This is a genomic window from Rhodopila sp. (assembly GCF_035548095.1).
Lineage (GTDB): Bacteria > Pseudomonadota > Alphaproteobacteria > Acetobacterales > Acetobacteraceae > Rhodopila.
In genome coordinates, this window is record NZ_DASZUV010000002.1 from 250,085 (window position 1) to 263,355 (window position 13,271).

Below are 13,271 nucleotides of genomic sequence, written 5' to 3' on the forward strand. Positions count from 1 at the left end.
GGTGTTATGCGTTCGCCGCCGCGCCTATCCAGACCTGGCGGTAGAGGCTGACAATCTCCGCCGCCGTCGGGACGCGCGGATTGTTGCCGGGGCTGCCGGAGGCCAGCGCCTGGTCCGCCATCAGCGCCATCTTGGCGTTCCAGTCAGCCTCCTTGATGCCGAATTCGGCAGGTGTGGGAACCGACAATTCCTTGTTCAGCGCTTCCAGCCCGGTCACCAGCTTGGCGGCGGCGACGCTGTTGTTGTCGTCCGGTCCGGCGAAACCGATGCGGCGGGCCGCCTCGGCATAGCGTCCCTCGGCACCTGGCACGCTATAGCGTGTGATCGCCGGCAGCAGCATCGCGTTGGACAGTCCGTGCGGCACATGGAAATGCGCGCCGATCGGGCGCGACATGCCGTGCACCAGGGCGACGGAGCTGTTGGAGAACGCCAAGCCGGCCTCGGTGGCGCCCAGCATCATCGCCTCCCGCGCGGCGGCGTTGCGGGGTTCGGCGTAGGCGGTGCGGATATTGGCCCCGATCAGCGTCATCGCCGACAGCGCCAGCGCGTCCGAGATCGGGTTGGCCCGCTTGGACACATAGGCTTCCAGCGCATGGGTCAGGCTGTCCACGCCGGTATCGGCGGTGGTGCGAGGTGGCACCGAGAAAGTCAACTCGTAATCCACCAGCGCGGCGAGCGGCAGCGCGCCCAGGCCGGCGATCAGCATCTTCTCATCGCGTTCGGTGTCGGTGATGACGGTGAACCGCGTGCATTCACTGCCGGTGCCGGCCGTGGTCGGTATGGCGATGACCGGCAGCTTGCCCTGGTCGGCGGCGAACGGTGCCTTATAGTCCCGCATCTTGCCGCCGCCCGCCGCCAGGATCGCCATCGCCTTCGCCGTGTCGATGGGCGAGCCGCCGCCGAAGCCGATCAGGCAGTCGAAGTTCCCCCGGTTGAGGATGGCGACGCCCGCCTCCACCACCGTATCGGTCGGATCCGGCACTGTGTCGCTGAACACGCTGACCGCGATGCCGGCCGCCGTCAGGGCATCGAGGCAATGCCGGACATGGCCGGAGCCGACCATGAACGGGTCCGTCACCACCAGCGGGCGGGACAAGCCGAACTTCCCCATCACGTCGGCAATCTGCTTCACGGCCCCCGCCGCCACGACCAGCAGCCGCGGCGACGCGAAATTCAGGGTGATGGTGCTCATGACGCTCCTCCAGGCGATGGGGACGGCCGAGCCGATGAGGGCCGGCGGTCAGGCGCGCGACGTCGATTGGCCGTCCCGCGTGTCACATGATGATCGGGCCGGCCTTGTTCGAAAAGCGGACCGTCCCTGGGTTTATCGCGCCGGCGCGGTGCCGTCACCTGTGCCGCACGGCCCAACCCTGGGCATCATGCGCGGGGCATCATGCGCGGGGCATCATGCGCGGCGGTGTCCCGCGGGGCGGCCTATGGACCGCCTCGCGCCCGCCTCCGATTTTCGCTGCCGGTTGCGCCGCAGGTTCATTAGACTGCGGCCGCAGGCTGGAGCCACGGGGGCAGCCCGCGCCACGATCCGCGCTGCCGGATGCCGGCAGCGCGGCGGCTGTGTGCGTGCCGCCGCCAGGACGGAAACCGACGAGAGAGAGTGATGGGACGTCGACTGATTTCAACGATGCGGTGCGGCCCCATCGGCTGTCTGCTGGCTGCCTGCTGTCTATTCGCCTGCCTGCTCGGCGGCTCTTCGGCGCGGGCGCAGACACCCCTGCCGATGAAGCCGGGTGGAATAATCGACCGCCAGGCCATCTTCATGAACGCCGACCGCCACACATTCGGCTCCCCGGCGCGGGCCGATCTGGGCGACGTCGCGAGGCTGCGCCTGCTGGACCTGCTGTACTACCTGCCGGACCGGGATGCCGCGGAGCAGGTGCTGGAAGTGATCGGCATCCCCATCCCGAAATATCTGCTGGGCCTGATACGCGCGCCCTTGCCGTCCGGCGCCAATCTCTGGGGCACGGTCGAGTACGTTCCGTCCGCGTCGATCGATGCCGATGACCTGCAATCCTGGTCGGCCGCCGACCTGCTGGCCAGCATCGACAGCACCATCGCGGCACAGAACAAGCAGTATCCGCAGCTGCCGACCGAGGTGCGCGGCTGGATCGAGCCGCCGAGCTACGACGCCAAGGCGCACCAGGTGATCTGGGCGGCACTGATCCTGCCGAAGGGTGCCCCGAAGAACTCGAGCGGCGAAATCACCTTCAACGCCGTCGCGTTCGGGCGGGATGGTTTCATCCGCGTCACGGTCTTCGCCAATACCGAACAGTCGGCGACCGCGGTGGCCATGCTGAAGGTCTTCCTGGCTGGCCTGACCTTCAATCCGGGCAAGGGCTATGACGCCCTGGCGGCGAAGACCCACGACACGAAAGGCCTGGCCGAGGCCCTCCGCGTGAACGAGCTCCATCGCGCGCCGATACAGGTCGTTCCCTCGGCGTTCGCCGACAAGGTGGTGCCGGTGGTCGGCGCCGGCATCGCCGCGTTCGCCCTGCTGGTGCTGGCGGTCTGGGGCTACCGCTACCGGCGGCGCAACGCCCGCCGGTGGTAGGCGGCGCCCGCCGGTGGTAGGCGGCGCGCCGCGGTCAGACGATCCCTCTCTCCCGCAACGCGGCAAACGCGTCCGGCCCGACGCCGCAAAGCGCCTGCAGGACGTCCGCGGAATGCTCGCCCAGCAATGGCGGACGTGTCACTTCCGCCGGCGATTCCGACAGTTTGATCGGGCAGCCGACCGTCTGGTAGGTGCCACGGGTGGGATAGTCGATATCCACGATCATCTCGCGCGCGCGCAGATGCGGGTCGGCCAGCACTTCACCGGTGTCCTGGCATGCCCCGCTGGGGACGCCGGCCTCGCCCAGCACGCGCATCACGTCATGCTTGGTCCGCTGACGGGTCCACTCGGCCATGATGGCATTGAACGCGTCCCGGTTCTCCCACCGCGCCTCCGGCGTGGCGAAGCGCGGATCGGTGGCCAGGTCCTCCCGTCCCATCGCCCCCAGCAGCGGTTTCCACATCTGCGGCTGGGCGAAGATATAGACATAGTCGTTGGGGCCGCCGGGCGCACAGGGATAGGTCGTCCCCGGCACGGTGCGGCCAAGCTGGTTGCCGGAACGCGGCTGCGGTCCGCCCAGCCGCTGATGGTCTCGCAGGCTGACACGGATCAGGTTCACCACCGCGTCCTGCATGGACACCTCGACATGCTGTCCCTTCCCCGTCTGGTGCCGCTGCTGCAGCGCCGCCAGGATGCCGATGGCCATATGCATCCCGGTGCCGGAATCGCCGATCGCCGGAAACACATAGGTCGGCGGGTTCTCGGGGAAACCGGTCACCGCCATCGCGCCGCCCATCGCCTGGGCGATCGGCTCGAAACTCTTGTAGCCGCTATAGGGACCGTAGGTGCCGAAGCCCTTGATCGTGGCGTAGATCAGCCGCGGGTTCAGTTTCGACAGCGCGTCATAGCCGAGGCCCAGCCGGTCCAGCGCGCCGGGGCCGAAATTCTCCAGCAGCACATCGGATTCGGCGATGACCTTGCGAAACAGTTCCTTCCCCTCCTCGGTCTTCAGGTTCAGCGTCAGGCTGCGCTTGTTGGCGTTCAGGATCAGGAAGAACAGGCTGTCGCTGTCCGCCCGGTCGCGCATGTTGGTGCGGGCCACGTCGCCGCCCCTGGGTTCCTCCAGCTTGATCACGTCGGCGCCGAGGAAGCCCAGAATCTGCGCGCAGGCCGGACCAGCCTGGTTGTGCGTCATGTCGATGACGCGGATGCCCTTCAATGCCTGGCTCATCAGGTTCGTTCCCTATGCGGCTTGTTCCAAGGTCGGTGCGGTATCCAGCGTGGTGGCTCGGCGCAGGTCGCGCGCCTGGCCCTCGTCGTGCGGACGGCCGCGATGCATCGTGCAGCGATTGTCCCAGATCACCAGGTCACCGACCCGCCACGCATGGCTGTAGACGAAGCGGGACTGCGTGGCATGGGCGGTCAGGTCCCATAACAGCAACCGGCCATCCGCCACCGGCCAGCCCACCACGTGCGAGGCATGCGCGGATAGATACAGCGTCTTGCGGCCGTCATCCGGCATCCGCCGCACCAGGCGTTGCGGCGACGGCGGATATTGCTCGCGCTCACCGGCCGGGAATTCGGTGAAGCCGATCTGCGCGCGGGACCAGAACACGTCATGCTCGACGACAAGGTCCTCGATCGCGGCGCGCATCCGATCCGTCAGCGCATCGTACGCCGCGCGCATGTCGGCGAACTCGGTCTCGCCGTTGCCGAAGGGGCTGGGCGGCGGCAGGGTCACCGCGTGCAGCATGCCCAGCACCACCGGTACCGGCATATAGGACGCATCGGTGTGCCACAGCCGGTTGCCCAGGCTGTCCAGGCGGCGCCGGTCGTCCAGCGCCCTGACCTCGTGGTCCTCATTCAGGTTGGAGATATCGCCGATCTGCGGGATCGCCAGCCGGCGCCGGCCCGGCCGAGCGGCGGAACGGCCGATTTCCAGCGGGCCGAAGCGGGCCGCGAAGTCGCGCAACTGTATGTCGGTGAGGCTTTGATCGCGAAACACCAGGACCGGATACCGCGTGATGGCGGCTTGAATATCGGCAACCGCCGCCTCCGACAGCGGTGCCGCCAGATCGATCCGCGCCGCCTCGGCGGCGAAGTCCGGATGCAGTTCCTTGTTCAGCCTCAGCATTGCCTGGCCCTCCCATCGACATCCTGCGAAGCCTGGCCGTCTCACGCAAGCGTTGCCCGTCACCCGGCGTCCATCATCCGGCGTCCGGCCGTGGTGCCCGGCGCTCTTGAACGCGGCGCGGCGCGGGCGCACTGTCGTGGCATGCGCATCGCCCTTATCCACGCCCTGTCGCATTCCATCGCGCCCACCGCCGATGCGTTCGCCCGCCTGTGGCCGAGCGCGCAGCTGATGAATCTGCTGGACGATTCGCTGTCCGCCGATCTGGCGCGCGCCGGCGCCCTGACCCCGGCGATGACCGACCGGTTCCTCACCTTGGCGCGCTATGCCGCCTCCACCGGCGCCGACGGAATCCTGTTCACCTGTTCGGCCTTCGGTCCATGCATCGAAGCCTGCGCCGACGCGCTGGCTCCCATGCCGGTGCTGAAGCCGAACGAAGCGATGATCGAGGATGCCGTTGCCTTGGCCGGTCCGACCGGCCGCATCGGTCTGCTGGCCACGTTTCCGCCGACGCTGGAATCGATGCCGCCGGAATTCCATGTCGCCGGCGGCGCGGGTATCAGCCTGGAGCCCTGTTTCGCCGAGGGCGCGCTGGCCGCGCTGGATCGTGGCGATGCGGCCGGACACGACGCGGCGGCGGTCAAGGCGGCGCAGCACATGGTGGGCTGCGATGTGATCGCGCTGAGCCAGTTCAGCCTGGCCCGCGCGGCGCCACTGATCGAAAAGGCGACCGGGACGCGGGTGCTGACCACGCCCGACAGCGCGGTTCAGAAGTTGCGGCGCTTGCTGCAGGCCAGCCGCGGGGGGGAATAGCAATGGACCTGACCGCCTTCCGGCAGTCCCTGGCGGCACCGGAACCGCCGCCGGTCGGCCTGGCGCTGCAGGCGCTGTGGTGGGATGCCAAGGGCGATTGGGACAGGGCGCATCAATGCGCGCAGGCGGAGCCCGGACCGCTGGGCAGCGCGGTCCACGCCTACCTGCACCGCAAGGAGCCGGACCTGGCCAACGCCCGCTATTGGTACAACCGCGCCGGGCGGGCGGTCGTCACCGACAGCCTGGATACCGAATGGGCGGCGCTGGCATCCGAATTGCTGGCGGGCTGAGCCGCCCGCCGGCATCAAGCGGATGACGGCTATTTCCTCGCCCTCTATCTATTTCCCCGCCTTCTATTTCCCTGGCTCGGCGGGCTTCGTGCAGGCCGTGAAGTCGTCGAAGGCGCCCGGCCGCGTCATCGGCCCGCGCTGCCTGCCGCACAGGTCGACCCCGGTATCGGACGGATCGGGCGTCAGAAAGGCCGGCGGTTCGGTCCAGGTCAGGTCCAGCGCGGCGGGATCGCGGTAATAGCCGCGCTCCGGATGGTCCCCCAGGAACAGGCGCAGCAGCATGGGCGACACGTTGCCCCAGCCCGCCAGCGTGGCACCATCCCGGCCGCGCACGACACCGTCCACGATGTTGGCGAAGACGTCGCCCGAGGTTTCCACGAAGCGCCCGTCGATACCGGCCGTGTCGATCAGCGTGTTGTGGCTGACGCGGGAGCGAGCCGCCCGGTTCAGGTAGATGCCCGCGTCGGAGCAGAACGCGATCAGGTTGTCGCGAATGACGCCGCCCACCTGCTCCATGCCGGTCGTCCCGCGGTCGCGCCGCAGCTCCGGGTCGGTGCCGCCACCACCCAGGGAGAAGCCGACCCGCGCCCCTTGCGGCTCCCGCAGCTTCCACGCGCACAGGACGACGTTGCGCTGAAACACGTTCCGCTGGCCCGCACCCTTGAAATAGCCGCCATAGGTCGGTCCGCCGGCGACGCCGCGCGCAAAGTCGGCAATGACATTGTCGCTGACGTGCCAGTCGCTGGCACCCACGAGGTCGATCGGCGCGATGGAGGCGCGGGTCTGCCTGGGCGCGGTGTCGATCAGCGTATTGCCCTCGATCACACCGCGATCCGGCCAATCCCCCCCATCGCCGTTGATCTTGATCTGGGCGTTGAAATCCTCGAACCGGTCGTTGCGGATGACCACGTCTGTCGCGCCGCCGACGACATGGATCGCATGCTCGCACTGGCTGTGATCGGCGCAGACGCCCCGCATCACCAGGTTTTCGAACCGCCAGAACGGGCCAGTGACGTTGAACGCCTCCACCACGTTGGACTCGATCACGGCATCGCCCAGGCGGGCGGCGCGCAGCGTGATCGGACCATCGGGATTGCCGATGGTGGCGAACTGCAATCCCTTGCCCTCAATGCGGTAGTGCCCGGGGGCCAGCAGGATGATGTCGCGCGGCAGGGAGGCAGCGACCGCGTTGCGCAGCTCCTCCACGGTGGATACCATCCGGACGATCCCGCCCGACGTCGTGGCACCTGGCGTCGTGGTGCCCGGCGTCGTGGCACCTGGCGTCGTAGTGCCCGGCGTCGTAGTGCCCGGCGTCGTGGTGCCCGGCGTCGTGGTGCCCGGCATCGTGCCCGACCGGTCGGCCGACGCGCCGAGGCGCCGCGGTATGGTCAGCTTGACGGCCGGACCCAGCGTGTCGGCCGCGTCCAGATGATCGGCCACACCCTCGGCCAGCCGAGCGGCGGTGGCGGAGCCGGCGAATGACTGGTGGCGCAGCAGCACGGCCACTTCCCGCGGCGTCCTGTCCAACTGCCAGAGTCCGACCACGACACCCGCCAGGCCGATCATCATGATGACGATGAGGGCGGCCAGCAGGGCCAGCAGCACGGACATGGCGCGCGACCGGCGGCGACCGAACACCACACGTCCGTCACTCGTCAGATAGTAGGACGGCTTCGACCGCTGCGCCGACCGATCGGTGGACCCCTGAGGCATGCTATCCCTTGCCAAGGTGTTGCGAATGCCGCGTCCCCGCCGCGGTGCCGGCGTTATGGCACGTGGGAGGGACCGGCAGGCAAGCCGAAACCATCAGTGCGGCCGGGACTCCCCGCCGGAGCCCGGCTCCGCCGGCGCGCTGCTGGTAGAGAAGACCGCGACCGGTGCCCCCAGCGCGCGGCCGGCGTGGGACGGCCTTGCGGCCGCCAGCGCATCATGCCGCTCTGACCACCGCACCGGGCCGCCACGCCCGGCGCGGCCGCAGGTGGCGCAGCTGATCGGGATCGACGCCGGGTCCCGCGCCGGCTCCGTGGCGTCCGCATTGGCCGGCCGATCCGCCTGATGGGACAACAGCCTGTCGGGCGCATTGGCTCCCACCGGGACCCCAGTGGGAATCTGCATGGGAATCTGCGTGGGAATCTGCGTGGGAATTTGCGTGGGGATTTCTGCGGTGGGGACTTCGGCTGGGATTTCCCCACCAGCCTCGGCCGGGTTCGGCTGCGCGGCCTCCGACGCCGGTGCCGCCGATGCCACGGCCGACCCGGGGAATAATGCAGCAGGCGATGCCGGCGGCATCGGCGGTACCGGCAGCGGTGCCGACGCGGCGACATGCCACGCATGGCTCAGGCTCGCGACCTCGGCACTCACCGCGGGATACTTCGTATACCGCAGGCCGGTGGCGAGGAAACGGCCGTCCGACTGGCGTTCCAGCGTGACGATGGCATCGCCCGCCATGGGCCGCGGCTGCCGCAGGGCGGGTGACAGCCGCAACTTCACGCGGTCTCCCAGCCAGACGAAATTGTCGTCCACGGTCACGAAGGCCTGCACGACGAGCTGGTCGACGGTGCCGCCGAAATAGGTGGTCGGGCTGGCCGCCAGCATGTCGGGGCTGACCGCGGCGACCTGCAGCTGACCGGACTGGTAGCTGCCGGTCGCGGCGACGATGTCGCCGGATTGCAGGGACGCCGAGGGTCCGCCCAGCAGCCGCAGCCCGCCGATCCACACGCCGCCGTCGCGCCGCTGCACTTCGCCGCGCACGAACAGCCGCCCGGCGGGCGCGCTGTCCAGCCGGCTGGCCGCGATCGTGCCATCGGCCTTGCGCAGCCCGCTGACCGAGGTCCAGTCGCCCAGGCCGAACCGGTTGGCGCCCCAGGTGCTGTTGGTGACGCTGACCCGCTGGCCCGCGACCATGATGGCGTTCTGCCCGACCTCGACAGCTTCGATGGGTCCCGCGACCTCGGTGCGAACCGAGATGCTGCGCGCGAAGGATGGCAGGCTGGTGCCCGCCGGATCGGCGGCACGGATCGCCACGACCTGGCCGACGCGGAGCTGATCCGTCGTCGCCGCGCGTCCATCCATGTCGACGGCGACACGCTCGTCGTAGCGCACTTCCAGCCCGCCGACACACACCGACGCGAACCCGGTCACCACGCCGACGATGCCGGTGCCGCCGATCCCGCGATCCGCCAACTGGTCGCCGAAGGACGCGCCGGTCCCGCCGATGCCCCGTTCGGCCATCAGCGGCCCGCCATCCTTGCCCACCCGGCAGACGACGCCGGGCTGCAGCACGGACGCCTCGACCTGAAGCTGGGTCACCTGCGGCGGCCGATCGGTGCAGCCGATCAGGCCGCCCAGGGCGGCGGCGACCAGCGCCCAGCGCGTCGGGGACTTTCCCGTCGGGGACTTTCCCGTCGGGGACTTTCCCATCGGGGGCTTTCGCATCGGCGGGGTCCGGACCGGCGGTCTCATGACGCCTCCGATCCGGCGGCCGGAGCGGCGGAGGCGCCATCCCTCGGTTCGACATCCGTATAAAGATAGATACCCAGATTCACCCGCCGCCCGGCCGGGGCCGGCACCACGCCCTCCCCCGCGACGCTGGCCGCGCGCCGGTTCACCTCCAGCAACACCCGGATCGCTTCCGCGCGGGCATACGCCTCCAGCTCGATCGCCTGCGTGGCGGACAGCCCGTCGTAATGCACGCTGCGATCCAGGAACGGTGCCTTCTCGGCGGCACTGATATTTGCCACCGCGGCGGCGGCGTGGTCCTGCAGGTTGCGGGCGAAATAGAACAATTGCTCATCCGCGCCCGGCCTCGGAATGAAAGCATCGGCATTCAGAACGACCCGATCGTGATCATCGATCCGGACGACGCCCTTGCTCAACCAGTCATCCAGCACGACCCGGGAACGAATATCGGATGTCACCGAGGCGACGAGCGATTCGAAGGAGGCCGGCGATGAGGTCGCCGCTTCAGGGGAAGACCGCGCGCCGTCCGGGTGCGCAGCCCCGTTGCCGGTGCGCGGCAACGGTCTCGGCCGGCCGGCCTCGTCCGTAAAGGGCGGCATGGCCAGCCAGCGCGCGATGATCTGGCTGCTGACCGTCACCACCTCGGGCGTTTCGGTCAGCTCGGGGGGAATATCGCGCAGGCGGCGAATTTCCTTGCGGTGGATGCCGGTGACCAGGCTGATCCGGCTGTCGGAGCGTGCCTTGGGATCGGTCAGGATCTCGGTCGCCGCAACATCGACGTAGAGCGCGCGCAGCATGTCGTTCAGCACCGGCAGGGTGACGCCGCTGCGAATCATCATGACCACCAACGGACGCAGCAGCCGACGGCAGGCCGCCAGCAGGGCACCCGGTGCGACCGGTACAGGGTTTTCAGCAGGCGGCATGCATATCCAACCCAGTCTCCCTCCCCGTTTCGTCTTTAGCACACCTGTTTGTGGGAAAAATACCCACAAATTTTTCGAAACCAATTGACGTGGGTATTTTTCCCACATAGGGTTTGCATGACGCGCTGAGAGGGTCGAACGCAACTCGTAATAGTATGCATTGCGGCAACCGCTACTGCCAGAGAGTTTCAAGCTCGTCCCTCGCCGAAAAACTGCACGCTCCTGATCGCGACCTCGGTCAAGGTCGGGGCTTCAGACGGAGGCTTTCATGTCTTATGCCGCTGCCACTGCGCACCGAACGCGGCTCGGAGTCACTGCTGTCGCCGATACGCTCCGCTTCGACGCGCGCGCACGCTCGGAGGCCATCGCCGATCCCGCGGTCGACCCGGACATCGACCTGCGCCAGCTTCGCCACCACACCAAGAACACGTTGCAGCGCCTGATCGGCTTGATCGGGGAGACGGAGGGGCTGCTCGACACGCCTGCCGGTGAGCAGATCGCGCGGGAGCTGGAGCATCGGATCTGCCTGTCCGCCACCATTTCCAACGCCCTGTTCGGCCTGACGGAAGCACCCGCGGCGATGGCGCCCCGCCTGCGGCAGCTGGCTGGCGCCGTGGTCGATCTGCTGAGCGCGAACGGCCAGAAGGTCCGTGTCGGCGTGTCGGTCAAGGGCCTGTGCCCGGCACATCTGCGGGAGGCGGTGATCCGCTCCGCCCATGAATTGATCGGCAACGCGATGAAACATGGCATGAAGGGCCGCCCCGCCGGCCGGATCGCCGTGCGGCTGGTGACGGATGCCCGGACGACAACCTTGACCATCACCGACAATGGATGGGGGTTTGCCGGGACGCCGCGCCGTGGCGAGGGGCTGTCCCTGGCGCATAGCTTTGCCGAAATGCATGGCGGGTCCCTCACCCTCGAATCGTCCGACGGCACCATCGCGACGCTGGAGCTGCCGAACTGGGGCTGAGCGCAGCAGAGCCGAGCTTGAGTTGGGCCGAGCTTGAGTTGGGCCGAGCTTGAGTTGGATTGAACCTCCTTGGCGGAACGGCCTGATATCTGTAGTGCAATGAGGCGGGGCTGCCGCGGGCCGAGGCCGGACTGTTCCGGATCGTTCCAGCGAGATGATGGCCGCCTGCATCCGTGACGGCCGCGTGATGAGATGGGTGCCGCGGCTCGGGCCGAACCCACGGGTGACCGGCATCCCGACATCGCGCGGGTGAACGGCTTTGGCGTTCCTGTCATGAAACGGAATCGCTTCGCCGGCATGGCAACGAAGACGTTCGGCGAGCCACCGGTCATGGACGGCATTCCCGGCAAGGGCACTCCCCCTTCAGCACCGGTTCGCCCTCGGCGACAGAGCGGATATCTCAGCAATAGCAGCCGCGTTCCAGCTTCATGGCGTTGTCCTTTTCATGGCGTTGTCCTTCCCGATTGGCAACCAGATTGGCGACCCAGATTTGGCAGCGGGCCGATCCCGCGGCATGACAGGATCAGGGGCGCCCCGCCATCCTCCGCGATCCCCCGATCGGAGCGCGGGCGCGCACCGCTGCCGTTTTGATTGCGGTCCGGTCGCCACCATGCCACCCTGGCGTGCGGGCCAGGGGGACCGTGCCTGTGTTGAGAACGACGCTCTACAGCTTTGAGGGCCGCATCGGCCGGTTGCGCTATTTCGGCTACGGGCTGCTGGCGGTGCTGCTGAACGGCATCATCATGGGCATTGGCGCCGGGCTGGCGACGGAGACACCGCTGGTCATTCCCGGCACGGTCCTGGCCTCCGCCGGCTTCGTCAGCATGGTCTGGTGCGGCGTGGCCCTGGCCGCGAAGCGGCTGCATGACATGGATCTCTCAGCCCATCACCTGTGGTGGATTTACGGCCTCAGCGCGCTTGGCGGCGTGCTGCAGGGTCTGTCGCACGGCTTCGCGGTCCTGCTGGCGGCGTTCGAATTCGGCGTCGGCATCTGGCTGCTGTTCAAGCGCGGAACGGACGGCCCGAACCGCTTCGGACCGCCTGCCGTGCCGTCACGCGGGTAACGCGCCGCCCGCGATCAATCGCTTTCCGGCGGAATGACGTTCTGCGGCCGCGGGCCGACCAGCGCCGCGCGCATCGTCTCGGCCGATTTGCTGCGGATATCGTCCCAGGCCTGCGGCGTATAGAACGCCGAGTGCGGGGTGATGATCAGCCGGCCCAGCGTCCAGGGCTCACGAGCGCGATAGGCGCGCATCAGTTCCGGCACCGGCTCGACCGGCGGCTCCACCGGCACCACGTCCAGGCCGACACCGGCCAGGTGGCCGCTTTTCAACAGAGTCGCCAGCGCATCGATGTCGATGATCGGGCCACGCGCGGTGTTCACCACCACCGCGCCCTTGGGCAGCAGCGACAGCTCCTTCAGGCCCAGCAGGTTGCGCGTGGTGCGGGTCAGCGGCGCGTGCACCGACAGCGTGTCGGTCTGCCGCAGCAGCGCCTCCAGCGTCGGCGCCCGCTCGATCCCCAGGCCGAGTTCCACGCCGTTCGGCAGATAGGGATCGAAGAACACGACGCGGAAACCGAAGGCCTTGGCGCGCAGGGCAACGGCGGTGGCGATGCGGCCCATGCCGACGATGCCGAAGGTCTGCACGTTGGACCGCCGGATCAGCGGGTCGTCCACATAGCGCCAGGCGGCCGGCGGATCGTTGCGCTGCAGCTCATGATGCAGCAGCAGCCCGCGGCGCAGCGCCAATGCCAGCGACATGGCGTGGTCGGCAACCTCCGTGGTGCCGTAATCGGGCACGTTCAGGATCATGATGCCGCGTTCCGCCGCCGCCACGCGATCCAGGTTGTCGTAGCCGACGCCCATCCGGCAGATCGCCTTCAGGTTCGGAAACCGCTCCAGGTCCTTGGCGAACACCTTGTAGCGCAGGATCATCAGCCCGTCGGCCGCGGCGCAGTCCGCATCCGGCAGGTCGGCGAGCCCGTTGGTCGGCTTCGGAAAGATGTACCGCACGTCAGAGCCGTAGATACGGCGCTCGACACTGTCATCGGGGTAGACGTTTTCGGAATAAAGGACGGTGGGCATCCTGGTTCTCAGCCTTTCGGTTCACGGGAAACG

12 protein-coding genes are annotated in these 13,271 nt (G+C 68.3%); 5 read left to right on the forward strand and 7 right to left on the reverse strand.

Translation table 11 applies throughout. The features are described from left to right. Positions 1–4 precede the first annotated feature (4 nt). Positions 5–1,192 carry an iron-containing alcohol dehydrogenase gene (locus VHC04_RS03375; protein WP_325677936.1) on the reverse strand — a complete coding sequence of 396 codons (1,188 nt, stop codon included), beginning with the start codon at positions 1,190–1,192 and terminating at the stop codon, positions 5–7. A gap of 423 nt (positions 1,193–1,615) precedes the next feature. On the opposite strand from VHC04_RS03375, the gene VHC04_RS03380 reads away from it, so the two are divergent. Continuing rightward, positions 1,616–2,566: a DUF2167 domain-containing protein gene (locus tag VHC04_RS03380; RefSeq protein ID WP_325677938.1), complete on the forward strand. Its 951-nt coding sequence runs from the start codon at positions 1,616–1,618 to the stop codon at positions 2,564–2,566. A 34-nt stretch (positions 2,567–2,600) separates the two neighbouring features. Here VHC04_RS03380 and VHC04_RS03385 read toward each other — a convergent pair whose 3' ends face one another. Both VHC04_RS03385 and VHC04_RS03390 read right to left on the reverse strand, forming a co-directional pair. Further along, the gene (locus VHC04_RS03385; protein WP_325677940.1) at positions 2,601–3,797 is read right to left on the reverse strand and encodes a formyl-CoA transferase; all 1,197 of its coding nucleotides are present in this window, start codon (positions 3,795–3,797) and stop codon (positions 2,601–2,603) included. A gap of 12 nt (positions 3,798–3,809) precedes the next feature. Beyond that, the gene (locus tag VHC04_RS03390) at positions 3,810–4,700 is read right to left on the reverse strand and encodes a TauD/TfdA dioxygenase family protein (RefSeq protein ID WP_325677942.1); all 891 of its coding nucleotides are present in this window, start codon (positions 4,698–4,700) and stop codon (positions 3,810–3,812) included. Positions 4,701–4,841: 141 nt separating this feature from the next. Here VHC04_RS03390 and VHC04_RS03395 point away from each other — a divergent pair, with 141 nt between their 5' ends. After that, positions 4,842–5,510 (forward strand): aspartate/glutamate racemase family protein, encoded by a 669-nt coding sequence (locus VHC04_RS03395; RefSeq protein ID WP_325677944.1) that lies wholly within the window; start codon positions 4,842–4,844, stop codon positions 5,508–5,510. 2 nt (positions 5,511–5,512) lie between these two features. Next, positions 5,513–5,800, forward strand: a complete 288-nt coding sequence (locus tag VHC04_RS03400) for a hypothetical protein (protein WP_325677946.1) — start codon at positions 5,513–5,515, stop codon at positions 5,798–5,800. 63 nt (positions 5,801–5,863) lie between these two features. Here the strand turns inward: VHC04_RS03400 and VHC04_RS03405 are convergent, their stop codons facing one another. From VHC04_RS03405 to VHC04_RS03415, 3 genes are all read right to left on the reverse strand, one after another. Further along, positions 5,864–7,513 carry a hypothetical protein gene (locus VHC04_RS03405; protein WP_325677948.1) on the reverse strand — a complete coding sequence of 550 codons (1,650 nt, stop codon included), beginning with the start codon at positions 7,511–7,513 and terminating at the stop codon, positions 5,864–5,866. A gap of 93 nt (positions 7,514–7,606) precedes the next feature. Then, positions 7,607–9,220 carry a DUF5666 domain-containing protein gene (locus VHC04_RS03410; RefSeq protein ID WP_325677951.1) on the reverse strand — a complete coding sequence of 538 codons (1,614 nt, stop codon included), beginning with the start codon at positions 9,218–9,220 and terminating at the stop codon, positions 7,607–7,609. A gap of 38 nt (positions 9,221–9,258) precedes the next feature. Next, positions 9,259–10,182: a DUF6502 family protein gene (locus VHC04_RS03415; RefSeq protein ID WP_325677953.1), complete on the reverse strand. Its 924-nt coding sequence runs from the start codon at positions 10,180–10,182 to the stop codon at positions 9,259–9,261. Between the two features lie 268 nt (positions 10,183–10,450). Here VHC04_RS03415 and VHC04_RS03420 point away from each other — a divergent pair, with 268 nt between their 5' ends. After that, complete coding sequence (locus VHC04_RS03420) at positions 10,451–11,152, forward strand: ATP-binding protein (protein WP_325677955.1); 702 nt, start codon at positions 10,451–10,453, stop codon at positions 11,150–11,152. A 650-nt stretch (positions 11,153–11,802) separates the two neighbouring features. Then, positions 11,803–12,216 (forward strand): DUF805 domain-containing protein, encoded by a 414-nt coding sequence (locus VHC04_RS03425; RefSeq protein ID WP_325677958.1) that lies wholly within the window; start codon positions 11,803–11,805, stop codon positions 12,214–12,216. 14 nt (positions 12,217–12,230) lie between these two features. Here the strand turns inward: VHC04_RS03425 and VHC04_RS03430 are convergent, their stop codons facing one another. Next, positions 12,231–13,238 (reverse strand): C-terminal binding protein, encoded by a 1,008-nt coding sequence (locus VHC04_RS03430; protein WP_325677960.1) that lies wholly within the window; start codon positions 13,236–13,238, stop codon positions 12,231–12,233. Positions 13,239–13,271: the final 33 nt, after the last annotated feature.

Excerpts from the sequence above, each read along its gene's own strand:
- VHC04_RS03375 (WP_325677936.1), bottom strand. The coding sequence starts at position 1,192 with ATGAGCACCATCACCCTGAATTTCGCGTCGCCGCGGCTGCTGGTCGTG.
- VHC04_RS03380 (WP_325677938.1), top strand. The coding sequence starts at position 1,616 with ATGGGACGTCGACTGATTTCAACGATGCGGTGCGGCCCCATCGGCTGT.
- VHC04_RS03385 (WP_325677940.1), bottom strand. The coding sequence starts at position 3,797 with ATGAGCCAGGCATTGAAGGGCATCCGCGTCATCGACATGACGCACAAC.
- VHC04_RS03390 (WP_325677942.1), bottom strand. The coding sequence starts at position 4,700 with ATGCTGAGGCTGAACAAGGAACTGCATCCGGACTTCGCCGCCGAGGCG.
- VHC04_RS03395 (WP_325677944.1), top strand. The coding sequence starts at position 4,842 with ATGCGCATCGCCCTTATCCACGCCCTGTCGCATTCCATCGCGCCCACC.
- VHC04_RS03400 (WP_325677946.1), top strand. The coding sequence starts at position 5,513 with ATGGACCTGACCGCCTTCCGGCAGTCCCTGGCGGCACCGGAACCGCCG.
- VHC04_RS03405 (WP_325677948.1), bottom strand. The coding sequence starts at position 7,513 with ATGCCTCAGGGGTCCACCGATCGGTCGGCGCAGCGGTCGAAGCCGTCC.
- VHC04_RS03410 (WP_325677951.1), bottom strand. The coding sequence starts at position 9,220 with ATGGGAAAGTCCCCGACGGGAAAGTCCCCGACGGGAAAGTCCCCGACG.
- VHC04_RS03415 (WP_325677953.1), bottom strand. The coding sequence starts at position 10,182 with ATGCCGCCTGCTGAAAACCCTGTACCGGTCGCACCGGGTGCCCTGCTG.
- VHC04_RS03420 (WP_325677955.1), top strand. The coding sequence starts at position 10,451 with ATGTCTTATGCCGCTGCCACTGCGCACCGAACGCGGCTCGGAGTCACT.
- VHC04_RS03430 (WP_325677960.1), bottom strand. The coding sequence starts at position 13,238 with ATGCCCACCGTCCTTTATTCCGAAAACGTCTACCCCGATGACAGTGTC.